This window comes from Amycolatopsis sp. CA-128772 (genome assembly GCF_002904295.1).
Classification (GTDB): Bacteria; Actinomycetota; Actinomycetes; order Mycobacteriales; family Pseudonocardiaceae; genus Amycolatopsis.
The window spans coordinates 48,911-72,945 of record NZ_PPHG01000048.1; the positions used below are offsets into that span (position 1 = coordinate 48,911).

Below are 24,035 nucleotides of genomic sequence, written 5' to 3' on the forward strand. Positions count from 1 at the left end.
CGGTTCGAGACGTCGCGTCCCGGCAACCCCTCCGTGAGGAATCGAAGAAATGGCAACGGACGAGAAACTCCTCAAATACCTCAAGCGCGTCACGGCCGAACTGCACGACCTGCGCAAGCAGGGCTCGCGGCACGCTGACGAGCCGCTCGCCATCGTGGGGATGGCGTGCCGGCTGCCGGGTGGGGTGTCCTCGCCCGAGGAATTCTGGCGGCTGGTGGTCGACGGGGTCGACGCCCTGTCCGAGTTCCCCGACGACCGCGGCTGGGACCTGGACGGCTTCTTCGACCCGGACCCCGACCACCCGGGCACGTCGTACGCCAGCCAGGGCGGCTTCCTCGACGGGGCCGGGCAGTTCGACGCCGGCTTCTTTGGCATCTCGCCGCGCGAGGCGCTGATGATGGACCCGCAGCAGCGGATGCTGCTGGAAGCGTCGTGGGAGGCGTTCGAGGACGCGGGCGTCGACCCGGCCACGCTGAAGGGCACCGATGTCGGGGTGTTCTCCGGCCTGTTCACCCAGGGCTACGGCACCGGCGCCGGGACGATCCCGCCGGAGCTGGAGGGGTACGCGGGTACCGGCAGCGCGTCGAGCGTGGCGTCCGGGCGCGTCTCCTACACCTTCGGCTTCGAGGGACCCGCGGTCACGATCGACACGGCGTGCTCGTCGTCCCTGGTGGCGATCCACCTCGCGGCGCAGGCGTTGCGGCTCGGCGAGTGCTCGATGGCGCTGGCCGGCGGGGCGACGGTGATGCCGACACCGGGCACCTTCGTGGCGTACTCGCGGCAGCGGGTGATGGCCCGTGACGGGCGCAGCAAGGCGTTTTCCTCGACGGCGGACGGCACCGGCTGGGCCGAGGGCGTCGGAGTCGTGCTGCTGGAACGGTTGTCGGTGGCGCGCGAACGCGGGCACCGGGTGCTGGCCGTGCTGCGGGGATCCGCGGTCAACCAGGACGGTGCCTCCAACGGCCTGACCGCGCCGAACGGGCCGTCGCAGCAGCGGGTGATCCGCAAGGCGCTGTCCGGGGCCGGGCTGGTTCCGTCCGATGTGGACATCGTGGAGGCGCACGGCACCGGCACCGCGCTGGGCGACCCGATCGAGGCGCAGGCGCTGCTGGCCACCTACGGGAAGAACCGCGACCCGCAGCAGCCGTTGTGGCTGGGTTCGGTGAAGTCGAACGTCGGGCACACCCAGGCGGCCGCCGGCGTGGTCGGGCTGATCAAGATGGTCAAGGCGCTGGAACACGGCGTCATGCCGCCGACCCTGCACGTCGAAGAGCCGACGCCGCAGGTGGACTGGTCGGCCGGTGCGGTCGAGCTGCTGACCGCGGCCCGGGACTGGCCGGCCAACGGCCGGCCGCGGCGGGCCGGCGTGTCGGCGTTCGGGATCAGCGGGACGAACGCGCACGTGATCATCGAGGAGGCACCGCCGCAGCCCGCGGAACCGGACGTCGCCGAGCCGGTGCCGGCCGGCGCGGTGCCGCTGGTCGTGTCGGCGAAGAACCCCGGTTCCCTGGCCGCCCAGGCGGGCCGGCTCGCGTCCCTGCTGGCTTCCGGCGACGACGTGCCGGTGGCGCGGGTGGCCCGGGCGCTGGTTTCGGACCGGGCGACGTTCGGCGAGCGGGCGGTGGTGGTGGCCGGCTCGGCGGAACAGGCGATCGCCGGGCTGACCGCGCTGGCCGGGGGTGCGGGGGCGGCCGGTCTGGTGACCGGCCGCGCGGGCGCGCCGGGGCAGGTCGTGTGGGTGTTCCCCGGCCAGGGTTCGCAGCGGTCCGGGATGGGCCGGGCGCTGTACGAGCGGTACCCGGTGTTCGCGGCGGCGTTCGACGAGGCGTGCGCGCGGCTGGACGAGCACCTGGCCGGCTGGGTCGACCACCCGGTGCGGGAGGTCGTGCTCGGCACCGCGGCCGGCAGCGCCGAGCTGCTCGACCTGACGGTGTTCACGCAGGCGGGCCTGTTCGCCGTGGAGACGGCGTTGTTCCGGTTGGCCGAATCCTGGGGCGTGCGGCCGGACGTCGTCGCCGGGCATTCGATCGGGGAGCTTTCCGCCGCCCACGCGGCCGGCGTGCTATCGCTGGACGACGCGGCACGCGTGGTCGCGGCCCGCGGCCGGCTGATGCAGGCGCTGCCGCCGGGCGGCGTGATGGTCGCGGTGGCGGCCGGCGAGGACGAAGTCGCCGAGCTGCTGGGCGACGGCGTGGAACTCGCGGCGGTCAACGGCCCGGCCGCCGTCGTGCTCTCGGGTGAGCGCGACGCGGTCCTCGCCGCGGCCGACCGGATGCGGGAGCGGGGGCACAAGACCAAGCAGCTGACGGTGTCCCACGCCTTCCACTCCGCGCGGATGGAACCGATGCTGGCCGCGTTCACCGCCGAGATCGCCGGCGTCACCTGGCACGAGCCGCAGATCCCGGTGATCTCCAACGTGACGGGCCGGCCGGCCGGACCCGGTGAGCTGACGAACCCGCAGTACTGGGCCGAGCACGTGCGCCGGCCGGTCCGGTTCGCCGAGGGGATCGCGGCCGCGGCCGAGCGCGGCGGCACGGTCTTCGTGGAACTCGGCCCCGGCGCGGCCCTGACCGCCCTCGTCGAGGAGTCCGCCGGCGGCGCGTCCTGCGTCGCGGCGTTGCGCGACGACCGCCCGGAGGAACAGACGCTGCTGGCCTCGGTCGCCGAGCTGTTCGTGCGCGGGGTGGCTGTCGACTGGGACGCCGTCCTGCCGCCCGCGGCGGGCCGGGTGGACCTGCCGACCTACGCCTTCGACCGGCGGAACTACTGGCTTTCCGGCACCGGCACGGCGACCGATGCGACGTCGCTCGGGCAGGCCGCGGCCGGCCACCCGCTGCTGGGCGCGGTGGTGCGGCTGCCGCGCTTCGACGGCCTGGTCTTCACGTCACGGCTGTCGCTGCGGACGCACCCCTGGCTCGCCGACCACGCCATCGGCGGGGCCGTGCTCGTCGCGGGCACCGGCCTGGTCGAGCTGGCCGTGCGGGCCGGCGACGAGGCCGGCTGCCCGGTGCTCGAAGAGCTCGTGATCGAGGCGCCGCTGGTGGTCCCGGAACAAGGCGGCGTGCGGGTGCAGGTCGCGGTCGGCGCGCCGGGGGAGACCGGCGTCCGCACCGTCGACGTCTACTCCCTGCGCGAGGACCAGGCCGGCGACGAGACCTGGATGCGGCACGCGACCGGCACCCTGACCCCGGCCGCGCCGGCCCCGCGCCCGGGCTACGACTTCACCGCGTGGCCGCCGCCCGGCGCGCAGCGGATCGAGGTCGGCGGCTTCTACGCCGACCTGGCCGACCGCGGGTACGCGTACGGGCCGGTGTTCCAGGGCCTGCACGCAGTCTGGCAGCGCGGCGACGAGGTCTTCGCCGAAGTGGCGCTGCCCGAGGACCAGCGCGAAGACGCCGGCCGGTTCGGGATCCACCCCGGCCTGCTGGACTCCGGCCTGCACGCCGGCATGCTCAAGGTCGCGGCCACCCCGGAGGACGAACTCGGCCCGCCCGCGCTGCCCTTCGCGTGGAACGGCCTGGTGCTGCACGCCGCCGGCGCGTCGGCACTGCGGGTGCGGCTGGCGTTCGGCGGTCCGAACACCGTCTCGCTGGAGGCGGCCGACGAGACCGGCGGCCTCGTGGTGACGGCGGACTCGCTGGTGTCCCGCCCGGTGTCCGCCGAGCACCTGGACACCACGCCGTCGGTGACGCGCGACGCGCTGTTCCGCGTGGCGTGGACCGAACTCCCGCCGGTCGCGGCCGGCGCGGCGGACGTCCCGGCCACCGCGGTCTTCGAGGTGCCCGGCGGTGCCGATGCCCTCGACGTGACGGCGCGCGCCCTGGAAGCGGTGCAGGCGTGGCTCGCGGCCGCGCCGGGCGGGGATCCGCGGCTCGTGGTCGTGACCCGGGGTGCGGTGCCCGCCGTCGACGGCACGGTGCTCGACCCGGCCGCGGCCGCGGTCTGGGGCCTGGTCCGGTCCGCACAGGCGGAAAACCCGGACCGGTTCGTGCTGCTGGACCTCGATCCCGGCACCGAGGTGACTTCGGTGCTCGGACCGGTGCTGGCCGGCGGCGAGCCGCAGGTCGCCGTCCGGGGCACCACGTTCATGGTCCCCCGTCTCGCCCGGGCCGGGGCCACCGCGGCCTCGGCGCGGTTCGACCGGGACTCGACGGTCCTGGTGTCCGGCGCGGGTTCCCTCGGCGCACTGGTGGCCCGGCACCTGGTGGCCCGGCACGACGTCCGGCGGCTGGTGCTCGCCAGCCGGCGCGGTTCCGGCGCCGAGGGCGTGGCCGAGCTGGTCGCCGAGCTCACCGGCGCGGGCGCCGCGGTGTCCGTCGTGGCGTGCGACCTCGCCGACCGCGAGCAGGTCGCGGCGCTGCTCGAGGCCCACCGGCCCACCGGCGTCGTGCACACGGCGGGCGTGCTGGACGACGGCGTGATCGAAGCGCTGACCCCCGAGCGGCTGGCGAAGGTGTTCGCGCCCAAGGTGGCCGCCGTGCGGCACCTGGACGAGCTGACCCGCGACCCGGCCGTCACGACCTTCGCCGTGTTCTCCTCGGCCTCGGGCGTCTTCGGGTCCGCCGGCCAGGGCAACTACGCCGCCGCGAACGCCTACCTGGACGCGGTGGTGGCCAACCGGCACGCCGCGGGGCTGCCGGGCACGTCGCTCGCCTGGGGCATGTGGCAGCAGGACGACGGCATGACCGCGCACCTCGGCCAGTCGGACCAGGCGCGCGCGAGCCGCGGCGGCGTCCTGGCCATCACGCCGGTCGAAGGCATGGAGCTGTTCGACGCGGCCGTGGGCTCCGGCCAGGCGTTGCTGGTCCCGGTCAAGCTGGACCTCAAGAGCACCCGTGCGGAGGTGCCGCCCCTCCTGCGCGGCCTGGTCCGCGCGGGCCGGCAGCAGGCGCGTGCCGCGGCCGCGAGCACCGGCGGCGTGCTGCCGGGCCTGGCCGGGCGCACCCCGGCCGAGCAGGAGACGCTGCTGCTCGACCTGGTCCGCACGCAGGTCGCGCTCGTGCTCGGGCACACCGGGCCGGAGAGCGTCCTGGAGAGCACCGTGTTCTCCGACGCCGGGTTCGACTCCCTGACCGCGGTGGAACTGCGCAACCGGCTGCGGGAGACGACCGGGCTGAAGCTGCCCGCGACGCTGGTGTTCGACTACCCGACCCCGCTGGCGCTGGCCCGGCACCTGCGTGACGAACTGGGTGACACCCTCGCCGGCACCGAGGTGAACCGCGCGGCGCCGGTGGTGGCCGCGGCGGCGAACGAGCCGATCGCGATCGTCGGCATGGCCTGCCGGCTGCCCGGCGGTGTCTCGGACCCCGAAGACCTGTGGCAGCTGCTGGTCGAGGGCCGCGAGGGGCTGTCTCCCTTCCCCGAGGACCGGGGCTGGAACCTGGAAAACCTGTTCGACGCGGACCCGGACAGCTCCGGCACGACGTACACCAGCCAGGGCGGGTTCCTCGAAGGCGCCGCGCTGTTCGACGCGGCCTTCTTCGGGATTTCGCCGCGCGAGGCCGTCGCCATGGACCCGCAGCAGCGGCTGCTGCTGGAGGCGTCCTGGGAGGCCCTGGAGAGCGCGGGCCTCGACCCGCACGCCTTGAAGGGCACCGACGTCGGCGTCTTCGCCGGGGTGTCCAACCAGGGCTACGGCATGGGCGCGGACGCCTCGGAAATGGAGGGCTACGCGAGCACGGCCGGCGCTTCGAGCGTCGTGTCGGGCCGGGTGTCCTACGTCTTCGGCTTCGAAGGCCCGGCGGTCACGATCGACACGGCCTGTTCGTCCTCCCTGGTGGCGATGCACCTGGCCGGGCAGTCGCTGCGGCAGGGCGAGTGCTCGATGGCGCTGGCCGGCGGCGTGACGGTGATGGGCACGCCCGGCACCTTCGTCGAGTTCTCGCGGCAGCGCGGGCTGGCCGGCGACGGGCGTTGCAAGGCGTACGCCGACGGCGCGGACGGCACCGGCTGGGCCGAGGGCGTCGGCATCGTCGTGCTGGAACGGCTTTCGGTGGCGCGCGAACGCGGGCACCGGGTGCTGGCCGTGCTGCGGGGTTCCGCGGTGAACCAGGACGGCGCTTCGAACGGCTTGACCGCGCCGAACGGTCCGTCGCAGCAGCGGGTGATCCGTCGCGCGCTGGCCGGGGCCGGACTCGAACCGTCCGATGTGGACGCCGTGGAAGGGCACGGCACCGGGACGCCGCTGGGCGACCCGATCGAGGCGCAGGCCCTGCTGGCCACCTACGGCAAGGACCGGGAGCCGGAAAAGCCGTTGTGGCTCGGGTCGCTGAAGTCGAACTTCGGCCACACCCAGTCGGCCGCCGGAGTCGCGAGCGTGATCAAGGTGGTGCAGGCGCTGCGGCACGGCCTGCTGCCGCGCACCCTGCACGTCGACCGGCCCACCACCCAGGTCGACTGGTCCGCCGGTGCGGTCGAGCTGCTGACCGAGGCGCGGGAGTGGCCGTCGGACGGCCGGCCGCGCCGGGCCGGGGTCTCCTCGTTCGGGATCAGCGGGACGAACGCGCACCTCATCATCGAAGAGGCACCCCTCGAACTCCGGCCGCCCGCCGAGGCGCCGGCCGACGCGGTCGTGCCGGTGGTGCCGGTGGTGCTGTCCGCACGCAGCGCCGGCTCCCTGGCCGGTCAGGCCGGCCGGCTGGCGGAATTCGCCGAAGGGTCCGGCGAGCCGCTGGTGGACGTGGCCGGAGCGCTGGCCACCCGGGCCCTGTTCGGCGAGCGGGCGGTCGTCGTGGCGGGCTCGGCCGAGGAAGCCCGCGACAGCCTGGCGGCGCTGGCCCGTGGCGAGGACGCGCCCGGCCTGGTGACCGGCCGGGTGCCCGCTTCCGGACGGCCGGGCAAGGTCGTCTGGGTGTTCCCGGGCCAGGGGACGCAGTGGGCCGGCATGGGCCGCGAGCTCCTGGACGCGTCCCCGGTGTTCGCCGAGCGCATCACCGAGTGCGCGGCCGCGCTGGAGCCGTGGATCGACTGGTCCCTTTTGGACGTTCTGCGCGGCGACGCCGATCCCGCGCTGATGGACCGCGTCGACGTGCTCCAGCCCGCGAGCTTCGCGATGATGGTCGGCCTCGCGGCGGTGTGGTCCTCGATCGGCGTGGTGCCGGACGCGGTGCTCGGGCACTCCCAGGGCGAGATCGCCGCGGCCTGCGTGTCCGGGGCACTGTCCCTTGAGGACGCGGCGAAGGTGGTCGCCCTGCGCAGCCAGGCCATCGCCGCGAAGCTCTCCGGGCGCGGCGGCATGGCGTCGGTCGCCCTCAGCGAGGACGAAGCCGTCATGCGGCTGGTGCCCTGGGCGGGCTGGGTCGAGGTGGCGGCCGTCAACGGTCCCTCGTCCGTGGTCATCGCCGGGGACGCCGAAGCGCTCGGCGAAGCGCTGGAATGCTTGGCGCGTCAGGGAATTCGCGTGCGGCGGGTGGCCGTGGACTACGCCTCGCACACCTGGCACGTGGAAGACATCCGCGACACCCTGGCCGAGGCACTGGCCGGGATCGAGGCGCAGGCACCGCTGGTGCCGTTCCGCTCGACGGTGACGGGGGAGTGGATCACCGAAGCCGGCGTCCTGGACGGCGGGTACTGGTACCGGAACCTGCGTCACCAGGTCGGCTTCGGCGCGGCCGTGACCGAGCTGCTCGGCCGGGACCACGGCGTGTTCGTCGAGGTCAGCGCCCACCCGGTGCTGGTCCAGCCGATCACCGAGCTGATCGACGACACCGCCGCGGTGGTGGCCGGGTCGGTCCGGCGCGGCGACGGCGGCCCGCGGCGGCTGCTCACCTCCGCGGCCGAGCTGTTCGTCCGCGGGGTCGCGGTGGACTGGACCGGAACGCTGCCCGCGCCCGCCGGGCCGGTGGACCTCCCGGCCTACGCCTTCGACCACCAGCACTACTGGCTGCGCGCGGCCGAGCCGGCCACCGACGCCGTCTCGCTCGGCCTGGCCGGGGCGGACCACCCGCTGCTCGGCGCGGTCGTGCCGCTCCCGCAGTCCGACGGGCTCGTCTGCACCTCGCGGCTGTCGCTGCGGACGCACCCGTGGCTGGCCGACCACCTGGTCCGGGACGTCGTGATCGTCCCCGGCACCGGCCTGGTCGAGCTGGCCGTGCGGGCCGGCGACGAAGCCGGCTGCCCGGTGCTCGACGAGCTCGTGATCGAGGCGCCGCTCGTGGTGCCCCGCCGCGGCGGGGTGCGCGTGCAGGTCGCGCTGAGCGGGCCGGGGGAGGACGGGTCGCGCACGGTGGACGTCTACTCCCTGCGCGAAGACGCGGACACCTGGACGCGGCACGCGACCGGGGTGCTCGTCCCGGCCGGCCGCCGGAGCGCCGGGTTCGACTTCGCCGCCTGGCCGCCGCCCGGCGCGCAGCCCGTCGACATCGCCGGCGCCTACGACGTGCTGGCGGACGTCGGCTACGGCTACGGGCCGGTGTTCCGGGCCGTGCGGGCGGTGTGGCGGCGTGGCGACGAGACCTTCGCCGAGATCGCGCTGCCCGAGGAGCACCGCGAGGAGGCCGGCCGGTTCGGCATCCACCCCGCGCTGCTGGACGCGGCCCTGCACTCGACGATGGTGGCTGCCGCCTCCGGCGAAGCCGGGTCCTACGGCGACGAGGTGCGGCTGCCGTTCGCGTGGAACGGCCTGCGGCTGCACGCGGCGGGCGCCTCGGCGCTGCGGGTGCGGGTCGCCAAGGGCGCCGGCGAGGACCTGTCCCTCGAGGCCGTGGACGCGGCCGGCGGCCTGGTCGTGACGCTGGACGCCCTGGTCGGCCGTCCGGTGTCCGACGAGCAGCTGGCCACGGCCGACGGCACCGGCTCGCTGTTCCGGGTCGGCTGGACCGCCTTGTCCACTGTGGACAGTTCGGCGCCGGTGCCGTCGTGGGTTCCGGTGGCCACCGCGGAGGACGTGGCGAACCTGGCCGACGACGTGCTGACCGGCGTGGCGGACGCCCCGGAGGTGGCCGTCATGGAAGCCGGCGGTGGTTCGGCGCTGGAGCTGACCGTCCGGGTGCTCGACGTCGTGCAGTGCTGGCTGGGCGGGGCCGGCCTGGAGGCCGCGAAACTCGCGATCGTGACCCGGGGCGCGGTGCCCGCCGGCGACGGCGTGGTGACCGACCCGGCCGCGTCGGCCGTGTGGGGCCTGGTCCGGGCCGCCCAGGCGGAGAACCCGGACCGGATCGTCCTGGTGGACACCGATACCGCGGTGGAACCGGTGCTGGCTTCGGTGCTGGACAGCGGGGAACCGCAGGTCGCGGTGCGCGGCACCACCCTGTCGATCCCGCGCCTCGCCCGCGTCGCCCAGCCGGGCGCGCCCGCGGCGTTCCCGGCCCGGGGGCCGGTGCTGGTCACCGGCGGCACCGGGTCCCTGGGCGGCCTGGTGGCCCGGCACCTCGTCGAGCGCCACGGCGTCCGGCAGCTGCTGCTGGCGAGCCGCCGGGGGCTCGACGCCGAAGGCGCGAAGGACCTGGTCACCGACCTCACCGGGCTGGGCGCGGACGTCACGGTCGTCGCCTGCGACGTCGCCGAGCGGGACCAGGTGGCGGCGCTGCTCGAAGCGCACCGGCCGACGGCTGTGGTGCACACGGCCGGCGTGCCGGCCGCCGGGGTGATCGGGACGGTGACGCCGGACCAGCTGGCCGAGGTGTTCGCGCCCAAGGTCACGGCCGCCGATCACCTGGACGAGCTGACCCGCGGGACGGACCTCGACGCGTTCGTCGTCTACTCCTCGGTCTCGGCGGTGTTCATGGGAGCCGGAAGCGGCGGCTACGCGGCGGCGAACGCGTACCTGGACGGGCTGATGGCCCAGCGGCGCGCGGCGGGCCTGCCCGGCCAGTCGCTGGCGTGGGGCCTGTGGGACCAGACCTCCGGCGGCATGGCGGCCGGCTCCGACGAGGCCGCCCGGGCCCGGATGAACCGGCGCGGCGGGCTGGTGGCCATGCAACCCGGCGAAGGCATGGACCTCTTCGACGCGGCCATCGCGTCCGGGCAGGCGCAGCTCGTGCCCGCCCGGCTCGACCTGCGTGGCCTGCGGGCCGCCGGCACGCCGGTGCCGCAGCTGCTGCGCGGCCTGGTCCGGCCGGCCCGGCAGCAGGCGCACACGGTGTCCACTGTGGACAAGGGACTGGCCGACCGGCTGGCCGGGCTGACTCCGGACCAGCGGCGCTCGGTCCTGCTCGACGCGGTGCGCACCCAGGTGGCCGGGGTGCTGGGGTTCCGCGCCGCCGACCAGATCGACGAGGACCAGGGGCTGTTCGAGATCGGCTTCGACTCCCTGACCGCGATCGAGCTCCGCAACCGGCTGCGCGCGCTGACCGAACGAAAGATCTCGCCCAGCGTCGTGTTCGACCACCCGACGCCGAAACTGCTCGCCGCGCACCTGCACGAACTGGTCTGAAAGAAGGTGGTGAACGTGTTCGACGTGAGTACCTACCTGCGGCGGATCGGCTGCGCCGGAGTCACCGGCGCCGACCTGGAAACGCTGCGGAGGCTGCAGAAGAGCCACCTCATGGCGATTCCGTACAGCAGTGTCGCCTACGGGCTGCGGGACGCGACCGACGTCGTCGACCTGGACGAGGACGCCGTCTTCGAAACCAGCATCGTCCAGGGGAAGGGGGGTGCCTGCTACCACCTGAACCGGCTGTTCCACCGACTGCTGACCGAGCTGGGCTACGACGTCTCGCCGCTCGCCGGCAGCACCACCGAGGGCCGCGAGACCTTCGGGACCGACGTCGAGCACATGTTCAACCTGGTCACCCTGGACGGCCGCGAATGGCTGGCCGACGTCGGCTACCCCGGCCCGACCTACCTCGAGCCGCTGCCGGTCGGCGCGGGCGTGCAGACCCAGTACGGGAGCCAGTTCCGGCTGGTGGAACGGGATTCCGGGTACGCGCTGCAACGCCGGGGCGCGGTCACCCGCTGGAGCGTCGTCTACACGTTCACGACGCAGCCCCGCCAGTGGAGCGACTGGAAGGAGCTGGAGGACAACTTCCGGGCCCTCGTCGGGGACACCGCCCGAACCGACCTGCAGGAGGTCCTGTGCGGCCGGGCGTTCGCGAACGGCCAGGTGTTCCTGCGGCAGCGCCGGTACCTGACGGTCCGGGACGGCCGCGAGCAGGTGCGCACGATCACCGACGACGACGAGCACCGGACGCTGATCGACCGCGTGCTGTCCGGCGAGCTCGGCTGAACCGGGGAAGGGACGACGATGACGGACAGGAACGGCCTGCTGGCGAAGTTCGCCGGCCTCTGCAGGGCCGCGTACGCGCACCACTACATCCCGTACCTCAATTTCTTCTACGGCGGCGAATACCTCCACCACGGCAGCGAGCCGGTGGCCCGGATCGCCGACCTGCCGTACCGGACCGTGCCGGAGCCGCGGGAGAAGGCACCGTGAGCACCACCACGATTCCGGTCCGCCTCGGCGAGCGGTCCTACGACGTGCTCGTCGGTCCCGGCGTGCGGCACTCGCTGGCCGGGGTCGTCCGGCGGCTCGGCGCCCGGCGGGCGGCGGTCGTGTCGGCCCGGCCGGCCGGCTGGGTGCCGGACACCGGCGTCGAGACGCTGCTGCTGCCCGCGCGCGACGGCGAGCCGGACAAGCGGCTGTCCACAGTAGAGGACCTGTGCGGCGAGTTCGCGCGGTTCGGGCTGACCCGCTCTGACGTCGTCGTCTCCTGCGGCGGCGGCACGACCACGGACGTCGCCGGGCTCGCCGCCGCGCTGTACCACCGGGGCGTCGCCGTGGTCCACCTGCCGACGACCCTGCTCGCCCAGGTGGACGCCAGCGTCGGCGGGAAGACCGCGGTGAACCTGCCGGCGGGCAAGAACCTCGTCGGCGCGTACTGGCAGCCCAGCGCGGTTCTGTGCGACACGGACTACCTGAGCACCCTGCCGCGGCGGGAGGTGCTCAACGGCCTCGGCGAGATCGCCCGCTGCCACTTCATCGGCGCGCCGGACCTGCGCGGGCGGACGCTGCCGGAGCAGATCGCCGCCAGCGTCACGCTCAAGGCGGGGATCGTGGCCCAGGACGAGCGGGACACCGGGCTGCGGCACCTGCTCAACTACGGCCACACCCTCGGGCACGCCCTGGAGATCGCGACGGACTTCGCGCTGCGGCACGGCGAGGCGGTGGCCATCGGCACCGTCTTCGCCGGCCGGCTGGCGGGTGCGCTCGGCCGCATCGACCAGTCCGGAGTGGACGAACACCGGGCCGTCGTCGAGCACTACGGGCTGCCCACCGCGCTGCCCGAAGGCGTCGATCCGGCGGTCCTGATCCGGCAGATGCACCGGGACAAGAAGGCGGTCACCGGGCTCGCCTTCGTGCTGGACGGGCCCCGGGGCGCGGAGCTGGTCAGCGACGTGTCGCCGGAACTCGTGGCGCGCGTCCTCGGCGAGCTGCCCCGCGCCCGGCTGACGGACCTGGTCCCGGCCACCGATTCGGCGCCGGCATGAGGCGGCTGCTGCACGGACCTGCCGAGCCCGGCGGCCCGATCCACCGCCGCGCGGTGGACCGGGCGCTGGGCCGCAGGCTGGACGAGGCACTGGCGCGGCCCGCCGCGCAGCAGCCGAGCTGGCCGGACCCGGTGCGGGCGGCCCGGGTGGCCGGGCTGCTGCACGAGGCCGAGCCGATCGTCGCGCCGGAGGAGACGGCCCGGCTGGCGGCGCAGCTCGCGTCGGTCGCCCGCGGCGAGGCGTTCCTGCTGCAGGGCGGCGACTGCGCGGAGACGTTCGCGGGCAACACCGAGACCCACCTGCGCGCCAACCTGCTGCTGCTGGCGGAGATGGCCGACGTGCTCGCGGACACGGCCGGCCTGCCGGTGGTCAAGATCGCCCGGATGGCCGGGCAGTACGCCAAACCCCGGTCGAACACGGTCGACGCACTGGGGCTGCCGGTCTACCGCGGCGACATCGTCAACGCACCGGACCCGACACCCGCCGCCCGGACCCCCGACCCTCGCCGGATGCTCCGCGCCCACGGCCACGCGCTCGAAGCGATGGACCTGGTCCGCAAGTTCGGCGCGGACGACGTCCACGTCAGCCACGAGCTGCTCCTGCTCGACTACGAGCGGGCCGTGCTGTGGGCGGACGAAGGTGGCCCGGAGCTGCGGGTGTCGAGCGGGCTGGCGCACTTCCTGTGGATCGGGGAGCGCACCCGCCAGCTCGACGGGGCCCACCTCGCCTTCGCGGAGCTGCTGTCCAACCCGATCGGCCTCAAGCTCGGGCCGAGCGTCACGCCCGAGCTGGCCGTCGAGTACGTGGAGCGGCTCGACCCGCACCGCACGCCGGGCCGGCTGACGCTGGTCAGCCGGATGGGGCACGACCTGGTACGGGACGTGCTGCCGCCGCTCGTGGAGAAGGTGGCCGCCTCCGGGCACGAGGTGATCTGGCAGTGCGACCCGATGCACGGCAACACCCGCCGGTCGGGCAACGGGTACAAGACCCGGCACTTCGACGACGTGCTCGACGAGCTCGCCGGCTTCTTCGAGGTGCACCGCGACCTCGGCACCCACCCCGGCGGCATCCACGTCGAGGTGACCGGCGAGGACGTGACCGAATGCCTCGGCGGCGCCCCGGGCGTCGCCGAGGCCGACCTGCCCGCCCGCTACCGGACGGCCTGCGACCCGCGGCTCAACGCCGGCCAGTCGATCCAGCTCGCCCACCTGGTCGCGGACCTGTTGTGCGGCAAGCGGGTGGAGGTCCGGTGATCAGCGGGACCACCCGGCTGTACGTCGTGCTGGGCGATCCGGTCACCCAGGTCCAGTCGCCGGGGCTGCTGAACCCGCTGTTCGCGCGGCTGGGCGTCGACGCGGTCCTCGTGCCGGTGCACGCGAAACCCGCGGACCTAGCCCGGGTCGTCGGCGGCCTGCAGGCCATCGGCAACCTCGACGGCATCTTCGTCACGGTGCCGCACAAGGCGGCCGCCGCCGGGCTCGCCGGCCGCCGCAGCCCGATGGTGGAGATCACCGGCAGCGCCAACGCGCTGCGGCGGGAAGCGGACGGCAGCTGGTACGCGGAGAACTTCGACGGCCTCGGCTTCGTGGCCGGGCTCGCGGGGGCGGGCCACGACCCCGCCGGCGAACGGGTGGCGCTCGTCGGCGCGGGCGGCGCGGGCAGTGCGATCGCGGCCGCCCTGCTCGACGCCGGCGTCGAGCGGCTTTCCGTGTGCGACCCGGACACCGCGAAGCTGCACGCCCTGCGCGACCGCCTGGACGCGCACTGGCCGGGCCGGACCGCCACCTCGGCCGAACCGGACACCGGCGGGGCCGCCATCGTCGTGAACGCCACCCCGCTCGGGCTGGCCCCGGGCGATCCGCTGCCGGTCCGGCCGGACCGCCTGCCACCGGGCTGCGTGGTGGCCGACATCATCATGAAACCCCGGGAAACGCGGCTGTTGCGCGAAGCGGCGGAACGCGGCCATCCCGTCCATTACGGAATGCACATGCTCGACGGGCAACTGGACTCCTACCGGGCCTTTTTCGGTTTGCCGTGACCGGCCGGACTACTACCAGGCCGGGGGATGCGGCCCGGCTGGGCGCCGCCATATTTTGGGAACCGGGCGAAGATTCGGAGAAATATGGATGCGCGACAGCCTGCAGAACTCCCGCAGCCGGTCGAGTACGACGAAGCCGCGTGGAATGCACTGGTGAAACACCTGGAAAGCGACTTCGGCGACCGCCGTGTCGCCGAGCGGACGCCCGTGGCCGGTACGAATGCGGTGGACCTCGTTCTGCAATGCCTCTTGGACTCGTACCGCGCTTTGTTCGGTCTTTGGTGAAGAGGTTCGACTGATGGAGAATCGGAGAGACATGAACGCGCGACAGGCACCGGTGTTCCCCCAGTGGCCGCACTACGACGAGGCCGAGCGGGAAGGCCTGATCCGGGCGCTGGAGCAGGGCCTGTGGTGGCGGATGGGCGGCGACGAGGTCAACTCCTTCGAGCGTGAGTTCGCCGACCACCACGGTGCCGAGCACGCGCTCGCGGTCACCAACGGCACGCACGCGCTCGAGCTCGCCCTCCAGTGCATGGACGTCGGGCCGGGCACCGAGGTCATCGTGCCCGCCTTCACCTTCATCTCCTCGTCCCAGGCCGCCCAGCGGCTCGGCGCGGTCGCGGTCCCGGTCGACGTCGACCCGGACACCTACTGCATCGACGTCGCGGCCGCCGCGGACGCGATCACCCCGCGCACCAAGGTGATCATGCCGGTGCACATGGCCGGCCTGATGGCCGACATGGACGCGCTGGCGAAGCTGTCGGCCGACACCGGCGTGCAGATCCTCCAGGACGCCGCGCACGCGCACGGCGCCCGCTGGCAGGGCAAGCGCGTCGGCGAGCTCGGCACGGTGGCGACGTTCAGCTTCCAGAACGGCAAGCTGATGACGGCGGGCGAAGGCGGTGCCGTGCTCTTCCCGGAGAAGGAGATGCACGAGCGCGCGTTCCTCCGGCACAGCTGCGGCCGTCCGAAGAACGACACCCGGTACCTGCACCTGATCGCCGGCTCCAACATGCGGCTCAACGAGTTCTCGGCGTCCGTGCTGCGCGCGCAGCTGAGCCGCCTCGACGACCAGATCGCGCTCCGCGACGAGCGCTGGGCCCTGCTGTCCCGGCTGCTCGGGCAGATCGACGGCGTCGTCCCGCAGGGCGACGACCCGCGCGCCGACCGCAACTCGCACTACATGGCCATGTTCCGCATTCCCGGGATCACCGAGGAGCGGCGCAACGCGCTGGTCGCCCGGCTCGTCGAGGCCGGCCTGCCCGCGTTCGCCGGCTTCCGCGCGATCTACCGCACGGACGCGTTCTGGGAGATCGGCGCGCCGGACGAGAGCCTCGACGCGGTCGCGAAGCGCTGCCCCAACACCGAAGCCATCAGCCAGGACTGCGTGTGGCTGCACCACCGCACCCTGCTGGCCGGGGAGGCCGAGATGCACGCGACGGCCGAGATCATCGCCGAGGCGGTGGCGTTGGCATGAGCGAGCCTGCGCGTGAATCATTCAACACTGCGTTCGCCGCTCAGGCCGCGTCGAGCGTCGGCGAGGCGTGCGCATGAGTGTCCGGGTCGCCGTGGTCGGGCTCGGCTGGGCCGGCCGGGAACTGTGGCTGCCGCTGCTGCGCGAGCACGCGGACTTCGAGGTGGTCGCCGCCGTCGACGCCGACCCGGCGTCGCGGGCGGCCTTCGCCAAGACGGCCGGTGTCGTCGTGCACGCGGGCGTGGAAGCGCTCAGTGCCCGGGACGTCGACCTGGCGGTCGTCGCGGTCCCCAACCACCTGCACGCCGAGGTCGCCGGGGCCCTGATGGCCACCGGGATCCCGGTCTTCCTCGAGAAACCCGTGTGCCTGACCTCGGCCGAGGTCGACGTCCTGGCCGCCGCCGAGCGCAGCGGCGGGATGCTGCTGGCCGGCAGCGCCGCCCGCTACCGCGCCGACGTCCGGACGCTCGCGCAGCTCGTGCCGGACCTCGGCGACGTCCGGCACGTCGACCTGGCCTGGGTCCGCTCGCGCGGCGTGCCGCGGGCCGGCTGGTTCACCCAGCGCGACAAGGCCGGCGGCGGGGTGCTGTTCGACCTCGGCTGGCACCTGCTCGACACACTCGCGCACCTGCTCGGCCCCGGCCGGTTCACGCAGGTGACCGGGGCGACGTCGGACGACTTCGTCAACGTCGGCTCGTGGAGCGCGGCCTGGCGCAAGGACTCCACCGGCGCCGATGCCGCCGACGTCGAGGACACCGCCCGCGGGTTCCTCGTGCGGGACGACGGCGTCTCCGTTTCGCTGCGGGCCAGCTGGGCCTCGCACGAGGCCCGGGACGTCACCCTGATCCGCGTCGAAGGCAGCGCCGGCGTCGCGGAACTGCGGTGCACGTTCGGCTTCAGCCCCAACCGGCAGCCCGCCCCCGAGCTGGTGCTGACCAGCGAGGGCACCACCACCCCCATCACGCTGCCCGCGGAGCCGATCGGCGCCGAGTACCGGCGGCAGCTGGACGGGCTCGCCGCGCGGCTGGCCGACCCCGGCAACCGCGGCGTCGCCGTGGCCGAGGCCCGGCCGATCGTCCGGATGATCGAAAACTTCTACGCCTCGGCCCGGTCGGCGCGCGATCCGCGCCCGGTGCCCGCGTACCAGTAGAGAGGGTGCTCCATGGCTTTCCCGATCGTCGAACGGCCGGACACCGAGGCCGATCCCTCGGTGCCGGCCCGGCACGCGGTCATCTTCGACCTCGACGGGGTCGTCGTCGACAGCTTCGCGGTGATGAGTGAAGCCTTCGCCATCGCCTACGCCGAAGTCGTCGGGGACGGACCGGCGCCGTTCGAGGAGTACCGGCGCCACCTCGGCCGCTACTTCCCCGACATCATGCGGATCATGGACCTGCCGCTCGCGATGGAGGAACCGTTCGTCCGCGAGAGCTACCGCCTCGCCGACCAGGTGACGGTCTTCGACGGTGTCGTCGAACTGCTGCTGACCCTGCGCACGCGCGGGCTGAAACTGGCCATCGCCACCGGCAAGAGCGGCCCGCGGGCGCGTTCGCTGCTCGACAGCCTCGGCCTGCTCCCGTTCTTCGCGCACGTGATCGGCTCCGACGAGGTCGCCCGGCCCAAGCCGGCGCCGGACATGGTGCTGGAGGCGCTGCGGCTGCTGGACGTGCCGGCCGAGCGGGCCATCATGGTCGGCGACGCGCCGACCGACCTGGCCAGCGCGCAGGGCGCGGGAGTCGCTTCGGCCGCCGCCCTGTGGGCGCCCCCGGACGACGTGGGCGAGCTGCTTGCGGCCGGTCCCGACGTGGTGCTGCGGCGCCCGGCCGACCTGCTCGCCATGTGCCCCTCGCTGGCCGTTCGCTGAGGCCCGTGTACCTCGGGATCGACGTCGGCGGCACGAAGGTCGCCTTCCGGGCCGAGACCGACGGCGGGCCGGCCGACGAATCGGCGTTCGGCTGGGCGCCGCGGCACAGCGTCGCCCGGGACCTCGTCCAGCTCGCCGGGCACGTGGCCGAGCTGCGGGCCCGGCTGCCCGCGCCGCTGCGCGCGGTGGGTGTCGCCATGCCCGGCACGATCGGGCCGGACGGCCGGATCGCCGCGTGGCCCAGCCGTCCGGAATGGACGGGTCTGGCCCTGGATCCGGCGCTGCGGGGGCTGTTTCCCGAAGCGGCCGTCGCCTGGGCGGACGACGGCGACCTCGGCGCGCTCGCCGAGGCCCGCGCCGCGGAGTGCGACAACCTGCTCTACGTCGGGGTGGGCACGGGCGTGGGCGGCGGCCTGGTCCTGCACGGCGAACCGTGCCCCGGCTCCGCCCGCGGCTCGTTCGAGCTCGGCCACGTCGTCGTCGAGCTGGACGGGCCGCCCTGCGTCTGCGGCCGCCGAGGCTGCCTGCAGGCCATCGCTTCGGGACCGGCCACTTTGGACAGTGCCGCTCGTCTGCGTGGCGCGGCGGTGTCGTTCGACGACCTCCGGCACGCCTTGGGTGACGGGCAGCCGTGGGCCGTGAGCGCGGTCCGCCGGACCGCCCGCGCCCTGGCCGCCGCGGTGACGAGCGTCCAGGAGCTGGTGCACCCGGACCGCGTCATCCTGGGCGGCGGGTTCGCGGCGGGCATCCCCGAGCTCGTGGGCTGGGTCTCCGAGCACCTCACCGAGTTCGCCCGGCCTGGTCAGCGGCCGTTGCCGGCGGCACCGGCCGCGCTGGGAGGACTGTCTTCCCTGCGCGGCGCGGTGTCCCTCGCCCGCCTGATCGCTACCAGGTGACCGGCAGCTTGAGCATGCCCTGAACCGCCGCACCCGGCCGGAACGGGATTTCCTCCGCCGCGGTCGCCAGGCGCAGGTCCGGCAGGCGGTCGAACAGGTCCTGCAGCGCGACTTCCTGGATGATGCGGGCCAGGTTCTGGCCGAGGCACTGGTGCGCGCCGAAGCCGAACGCGATGTGGTTGCGGGTCGGGCGGTGCCAGTCCAGGACGTCGGGGTCTTCGCGGACGTCCTCGTGGCGGTTGAGCACCGACGTCAGGAAGATGATGCCGTCGTCCTTGCGGATGGTGACCCCGCCGATCTCGATGTCCTCGGTGGCCACGCGCGTGATGCCGTCGGTGATAGAGGTGTAGCGCAGCAGCTCCTCGCCGGCCGCGCCCCACAGCGACGGGTCCGCACGCAGCTCCGCGAGCCGCTCCGGGTTGTCCAGCAACGTGAAGATGCCGAGGGAAAGCATGCTGGCCGTGGTTTCGAAGCCGGCGCCGAGGATGACCACCGTCAGGTCGACCAGGTCGGCGCGGGACACCTCGCCCTCCGGCGCCTCGACGAGGTCGCCGAACAACCCCTCGTTCAGCTTGTGCCGGTTCTCGCCGGCCAGTGCGAGCAGGTAGGTCCGGAGTTCCCCCATCGCGATCGCCGGGTTTTCGCCCGACAGCATCCGGGTCGTGCACGCTTCGAAGTGGTCGTGGTCCTCGTACGGCACGCCCAGCAGGTGGCACATCACCATCGACGGCAGCGGCTGCGCGAAGTCGGTGACCAGGTCCCCGGGCGGCCCCTTCTCGACGAGCGTGTCGAGCACCCGCCCGGCGATCTCGTGGATGCGGGGGCGCAGGGCGGTGATCCGCCGGTGCGTGAAGCTCGGGATCAGCCGACCGCGCTGCACCTTGTGCACCGGGTCGTCCACGCCCACCAGCGGCGGGGTGAGCCGGTTGCGGATGCGGCCGACCACCTCGGTCGTCGCCGGAAAAGCCGGGTTCCGGCGGTCGGTGGACAGGCGGGCGTCGGCCAGCAGCCGGCGCGCCTCGAGGTGGCCGGTGACCCCCCAGACCACCCGGCCGTCGTACAGCTCCAGCTGGGAAACCGGGCCGTGCCCGGCCGCGGCCCGGTAGCCCGACGGCGGCTGGTACGGGCAGGTCCGGTCCTGGGGGAAGGCGGCGATCTCGGTCACGGGTTCCTCGGTGGCGGTCATGGGCCGTCCCTTCCGGGCGGAAAAGCGCGCGCTGGGTCGTGTTTCGCGCCCACGTTAGGGAAGCGGCGCCGCGCCGAGCATCCTGCAAGCTGGTAGGCGTGGGCGCTATCAGATCGAGGGATGCCCGCGCGATCACGTCTGCCCTAGCGTGCCGGAGGTGACTGCTGACACTTACCTGAGGCACCCCCACGTTGCCGGTGACGTGCTGACCTTCGTGGCCGAGGATCGGGTGTGGCTGACGTCGGTGGCGGAGGCCCTCGCGGGGACCGCGACGGCGCGGTGCGTGGTCGAGGACGCCGGTCCGGGTGGCGCGCGCGTGTCGCTGCCGCGGCTGAACCCCTCGGCGACGCGGCTCGCGTGGACGTCGGTGACGGGTGGCAACACGGTGGCGTTGCGCGGCGGCTCGCGCGAGGTCTGGTACACCGAGCTCGACGGCGGGCGTCCGCAGCAGTTGACGCACTGGGCCGACCGCAACACCGCCACCTGCGGCTGGCTGTCCGACACCGAGGTGCTGGCCCGGTCCGGCTACGGCCGCGCGGCCGACCGCCGCGCCTGGATGTTCGCCGTGCCGGTGGCGGGGCCGCCGCGCGAGGTGCCGTGCGGGCCCGCCGCGGAGCTCGCGGTGCGCGCCGACGGCGCCCAGCTGGTCGGCACGATGACGGTGTTCGAGCCCGTCTACTGGAAGCGCTACCGCGGCGGTTGCGCCGGGAAGCTGTGGTTCTCGCCGGACGGCAAGACCTTCGAGCCGGTGCTGCGGTCCCTCGGCGGCAACGTGACCAACCCGGTCTGGGCCGGCTCGCGGATGGCGTTCCTGTCCGACCACGAGGGCGTCGGCGCGCTCTACTCCGCCGAGGTCGACGGCTCGGACCTGCGGCGGCACGGCGAACTCGGCGAGTTCTACGCGCGCAACGCGACTTCGGACGGCAGTCACGTCGTCTACGAGCAGTCCGGCCGCCTCTTCCTGCTGGCGCCGGGCGAGGCAAACCCCGTCGAGCTGCAGATCCGGCTGGCGGACGCGGGCCGCGGCCGGCTCCCGCGCACCTGGTCCGGGGCGCAGGCGACGGGCGGCTTCGCGCTCGACCCGGCGGGCCGGCACCTGGTCGCCGAGGTGCGCGGCACCCTGCACCTGCTGCCGGCCGGGGGCGGCGAGCCCCGGCCGGTGCTCGACGTCCCGGGCGCGCGGGCGCGGCTGCCCGTCGTCACCGCGGACGCCGCGACCGTCGTCTGCGTCAGCGACCAGGGCGGCGAAGAGGGCATCGACGTCCTCGCCCAGGACGGTTCCCCGGCCCGGCGGCTGGCCCACGGGCAGCTGGGCCGGGTCCGCGAACTCGCCGTCGCGCCCGACGGGCGGACCGCCGCCGTCGTCACCGATGTGCGGGTGCTGACCGTGGACCTGGCCACCGGCGCGCTCACCGAGCTGGCCCGCACCGACCACGACCACGGCCCCGGCGCCGGCCTCGCCTTCTCGCCCGGTTCCGACCTGCTCGCCTGGGCGCAGCCGGCGGCGTCCCGTGGCGGTGGGCGCACCCGGATCCGGCTCGCCCGGCTGGCGGACGGCCGGATCGCCGACGTCACCCGCGGCCGGTTCCAGGACGGCTCTCCGGTCTTCACCCGGGACGGCCGCTACCTCGCTTTCCTGTCCGCCGGCACGCTCGACCCGACCGGCCCGAACCTCAACGGGCAGCTGCAGCAGTCCGGGTTCGTCCCGGGCGTGCGGCCGCACCTGGTGCCGCTCGACGGGCGGGCGCCGTCGCCGTTCGACGCGAGCCACGGCGGCTGGCCGGAGGACGTACCGGCCGCGAGCAACCCCGTCGCGGTGGACCTCGACGGCCTGCCCGAGCGGGTGGTGCCCTTCCCGGTCGAGGCGGGCACGTACGAATCCCTGGTCGCGATCGACGGCGGCGTGGCCTGGCTGGACCGGCCCACCCACGGCGTGCTCGGGGAAGCGACCCGGCACGCACCCGGCCCGCCCCCGCAGCCGCGGCTGGTGGGCTACCGGCTCGCGGACGCGAGCCGCCCGACGCTGCTCGACAAGGCCGCCGGCGGGTACTCGGTCACCGCGGACGGCGGCCGGCTGGCGTACCGGGCCGGTGGCACCGTGCACGTGAAGCCGCTCGGCGGCGGCGACGAACTCGTCGTCGACCTCGACGCGATCCGGGTGGAGACCGACCCGGCCGCCGAGTGGGGCCAGATGTTCGACGAGTCCTGGCGGCTGATGCGGGACCGGTACTGGCGCGCCGACGTCGACGGCGTCGACTGGCCATCGATCGGGGCCCGGTACCGGAAGCTGCTGGACCGGATCGGCTGCAGCCACGACCTGTTCGACGTCATCATGGAGATGCACGGCGAGCTGAGCGTCTCGCACGTCGGCGTGTTCTTCATCGGCGGCCAGGGCCGGCCCGCGCCGCCGCCCGGCTACCTCGGCGCGGACCTCGCGCCGACGGCCGGCGACGGCTGGCGGATCGAGCGGCTGCTCACCGGGGACACCTCCTCGATCATGCACCGCACCCCGCTGACCGGACCCGGCATGACGGCCCGGCCCGGCGACGTCATCACCGCCGTCGACGGCGTGCCCGTGGACCCGGCGTACGGGCCGATGCCGCAGCTGGCCGGGAAAGCCGGCAAGCAGGTCAAGCTGACCGTGCGCCGCGACGACGCCGAGTTCCGCCTGGTCGTCGTGCCGACCCCCCACGAGGGCCGGCTGCGCCACCACGACCTGACCGTCCGCCGCCGCGCCCGGGTGGCCGAGCGGACCGGCGGGCGCGCCGGCTACCTGCGGATCATCGACATGGTGGCGGCCGGGTGGGCGGACCTCAACCGCGACCTGGGCGTCGAGCTCGACCGGACCGGCCTGATCCTGGACCTGCGGGGCAACCACGGCGGTGACCTCCACCCGCTGCTCGACCTGCTCACCCGGCGGGTCACCGGCTGGCACCACCCGCGGTTCGCCCAGCCCTACACCTGGCCGTACGACACGGTCCGCGGCCCGGTCGTGGTGCTCGTCGACGAGTTCACCACCTGCGGCCCGGAAAACCTCGTCGTTTCGCTGCAGCTGCTGGGCGCCGCGACACTCGTGGGCACCCGGACGCACGGCTCGATGACCGGCTCGATCCCGCCCGATCAGGCCCTCCTGGACGGCTCGCGGGTCTCTCAGCCGACGGTGTCGAAGTGGTGGGACGGGCCCGGCTGGCTGGACGGCCACGGCGTGACACCCGACGTCGAAGTGGAGATCACGCCGCAGGACTGGGCCGCGGACCGCGATCCGCAGCTCGACACGGCGATCGACCTCGTCCTCGAATCCCTGCAGCGCGACGGCTACCCGGTACCGCCGGCCGCCGGCCCGCCCACCGGCGGCCGCCTGCCGCGGGCCGCCGGGACGAAGGAGCCCTGATGGAGGTCGTCGGAAGCGGCTTCCTCGCCCGCAGCTTCGCGGCGCTCGCGGACTCCCACCCGGGGGTCGTCGTCGCCGCGTTCGGCGTGTCGGTCGCGGCCGGGATCCCCGAAGCGGATTTCGCCAGGGAAGCCACCCGGCTGTACGAGCTGATCGACCGCTGCGAGCGGCGGCAGGAGCGGCTCGTGTTCTTCTCCACCGCTTCGGCGGCGATGTACGCGGTGCCCGGGGAACCGGGCCGGGAAGACGGGCCGGTGTTCCCCTCGACCGCCTACGGCCGGCACAACCTGGCGCTGGAAGCGGTGCTCGCCGCCTCCCGCGCCGACTACCTCGCCCTCCGGCTGGCGCACGTCGTCGGCCCGGCCCAGCACGCCCGGATGCTGGTGCCCAGCCTCGTGCGGCAGCTCGAGTCGGGGGCGGTCCGGCTCTACCGCGGCGCGCGGCGCGACCTCATCGACGTCGACGACTTGGTCGACGTCGTGGACCGGCTGCTCGCCACCGGGGCCGTCCGCACGGTCGTCAACGTCGCCACCGGGACGGCCGCGCCGATCGAGCGGATCGTGGACCACCTCGAAGCCGACCTCGGGCTGCGGGCGGAACGCGAATACGTCAGCGAGGTGGCGAGCCAGCCGGTGTCCGTGGACCGGCTGCGCCGGCTCGTGCCGGAAGCCGCCCGGCTCGGCGGCGAGGACTACGTCCGGCGCGTGCTGGCCAAGTACGGCCGGGAGTACGCCGGCACGCCGGCCGCGACCGGCTGAGCACC

General features: G+C 74.3%; 13 protein-coding genes. 12 read left to right on the top strand and 1 reads right to left on the bottom strand.

Annotated features, from left to right (window positions below):
- Nucleotides 1-49 precede the first annotated feature (49 nt).
- The 10 genes from C2L59_RS17895 to C2L59_RS17940 all read left to right on the top strand — a co-directional run bounded on the left by C2L59_RS17895 (nucleotide 50) and on the right by C2L59_RS17940 (nucleotide 18,695).
- Nucleotides 50-10,372 carry a type I polyketide synthase gene (locus C2L59_RS17895; protein ID WP_103350656.1) on the top strand — a complete coding sequence of 3,441 codons (10,323 nt, stop codon included), beginning with the start codon at nucleotides 50-52 and terminating at the stop codon, nucleotides 10,370-10,372.
- 9 nt (nucleotides 10,373-10,381) lie between these two features.
- Nucleotides 10,382-11,164, top strand: a complete 783-nt coding sequence (locus C2L59_RS17900; protein WP_103350657.1) for an arylamine N-acetyltransferase — start codon at nucleotides 10,382-10,384, stop codon at nucleotides 11,162-11,164.
- Between the two features lie 18 nt (nucleotides 11,165-11,182).
- Complete coding sequence (locus tag C2L59_RS17905; RefSeq protein WP_103350658.1) at nucleotides 11,183-11,371, top strand: hypothetical protein; 189 nt, start codon at nucleotides 11,183-11,185, stop codon at nucleotides 11,369-11,371.
- Nucleotides 11,368-12,426, top strand: a complete 1,059-nt coding sequence (locus C2L59_RS17910) for a 3-dehydroquinate synthase (RefSeq protein ID WP_103350659.1) — start codon at nucleotides 11,368-11,370, stop codon at nucleotides 12,424-12,426. The genes C2L59_RS17905 and C2L59_RS17910 overlap by 4 nt, the downstream gene beginning before the upstream one ends.
- Entirely contained in the window at nucleotides 12,423-13,679 is a 1,257-nt protein-coding gene (locus tag C2L59_RS17915) for a 3-deoxy-7-phosphoheptulonate synthase (protein WP_103350660.1), read from the top strand. The genes C2L59_RS17910 and C2L59_RS17915 overlap by 4 nt, the downstream gene beginning before the upstream one ends.
- Nucleotides 13,676-14,464: a shikimate dehydrogenase gene (locus C2L59_RS17920; RefSeq protein WP_103350661.1), complete on the top strand. Its 789-nt coding sequence runs from the start codon at nucleotides 13,676-13,678 to the stop codon at nucleotides 14,462-14,464. The genes C2L59_RS17915 and C2L59_RS17920 overlap by 4 nt, the downstream gene beginning before the upstream one ends.
- Before the next feature lie 316 nt (nucleotides 14,465-14,780).
- Complete coding sequence (gene rifK, locus C2L59_RS17925) at nucleotides 14,781-15,941, top strand: 3-amino-5-hydroxybenzoate synthase (protein WP_103350662.1); 1,161 nt, start codon at nucleotides 14,781-14,783, stop codon at nucleotides 15,939-15,941.
- A 73-nt stretch (nucleotides 15,942-16,014) separates the two neighbouring features.
- Nucleotides 16,015-17,088: a Gfo/Idh/MocA family protein gene (locus tag C2L59_RS17930; RefSeq protein ID WP_103350663.1), complete on the top strand. Its 1,074-nt coding sequence runs from the start codon at nucleotides 16,015-16,017 to the stop codon at nucleotides 17,086-17,088.
- A 12-nt stretch (nucleotides 17,089-17,100) separates the two neighbouring features.
- Nucleotides 17,101-17,799, top strand: coding sequence for an HAD-IA family hydrolase (locus C2L59_RS17935; RefSeq protein ID WP_103350664.1), 699 nt, complete (start codon nucleotides 17,101-17,103; stop codon nucleotides 17,797-17,799).
- A 5-nt stretch (nucleotides 17,800-17,804) separates the two neighbouring features.
- Entirely contained in the window at nucleotides 17,805-18,695 is an 891-nt protein-coding gene (locus C2L59_RS17940) for an ROK family protein (RefSeq protein WP_103350665.1), read from the top strand.
- Here the strand turns inward: C2L59_RS17940 and C2L59_RS17945 are convergent.
- The gene (locus C2L59_RS17945) at nucleotides 18,685-19,881 is read right to left on the bottom strand and encodes a cytochrome P450 (protein WP_103350666.1); all 1,197 of its coding nucleotides are present in this window, start codon (nucleotides 19,879-19,881) and stop codon (nucleotides 18,685-18,687) included. The genes C2L59_RS17940 and C2L59_RS17945 overlap by 11 nt on opposite strands.
- A gap of 157 nt (nucleotides 19,882-20,038) precedes the next feature.
- Here C2L59_RS17945 and C2L59_RS17950 point away from each other — a divergent pair, with 157 nt between their 5' ends.
- Nucleotides 20,039-23,272, top strand: a complete 3,234-nt coding sequence (locus C2L59_RS17950; protein ID WP_146060397.1) for a S41 family peptidase — start codon at nucleotides 20,039-20,041, stop codon at nucleotides 23,270-23,272.
- Nucleotides 23,272-24,030 carry an NAD-dependent epimerase/dehydratase family protein gene (locus tag C2L59_RS17955; protein ID WP_103350668.1) on the top strand — a complete coding sequence of 253 codons (759 nt, stop codon included), beginning with the start codon at nucleotides 23,272-23,274 and terminating at the stop codon, nucleotides 24,028-24,030. Before C2L59_RS17950 ends, C2L59_RS17955 begins: the two co-directional genes overlap by 1 nt.
- Nucleotides 24,031-24,035 lie beyond the last annotated feature (5 nt).

Excerpts from the sequence above, each read along its gene's own strand:
- C2L59_RS17955 (WP_103350668.1), top strand. The coding sequence starts at position 23,272 with ATGGAGGTCGTCGGAAGCGGCTTCCTCGCCCGCAGCTTCGCGGCGCTC.
- C2L59_RS17915 (WP_103350660.1), top strand. The coding sequence starts at position 12,423 with ATGAGGCGGCTGCTGCACGGACCTGCCGAGCCCGGCGGCCCGATCCAC.
- C2L59_RS17905 (WP_103350658.1), top strand. The coding sequence starts at position 11,183 with ATGACGGACAGGAACGGCCTGCTGGCGAAGTTCGCCGGCCTCTGCAGG.
- C2L59_RS17945 (WP_103350666.1), bottom strand. The coding sequence starts at position 19,881 with ATGACCGCCACCGAGGAACCCGTGACCGAGATCGCCGCCTTCCCCCAG.
- C2L59_RS17930 (WP_103350663.1), top strand. The coding sequence starts at position 16,015 with ATGAGTGTCCGGGTCGCCGTGGTCGGGCTCGGCTGGGCCGGCCGGGAA.
- C2L59_RS17895 (WP_103350656.1), top strand. The coding sequence starts at position 50 with ATGGCAACGGACGAGAAACTCCTCAAATACCTCAAGCGCGTCACGGCC.
- rifK (WP_103350662.1), top strand. The coding sequence starts at position 14,781 with ATGAACGCGCGACAGGCACCGGTGTTCCCCCAGTGGCCGCACTACGAC.
- C2L59_RS17935 (WP_103350664.1), top strand. The coding sequence starts at position 17,101 with ATGGCTTTCCCGATCGTCGAACGGCCGGACACCGAGGCCGATCCCTCG.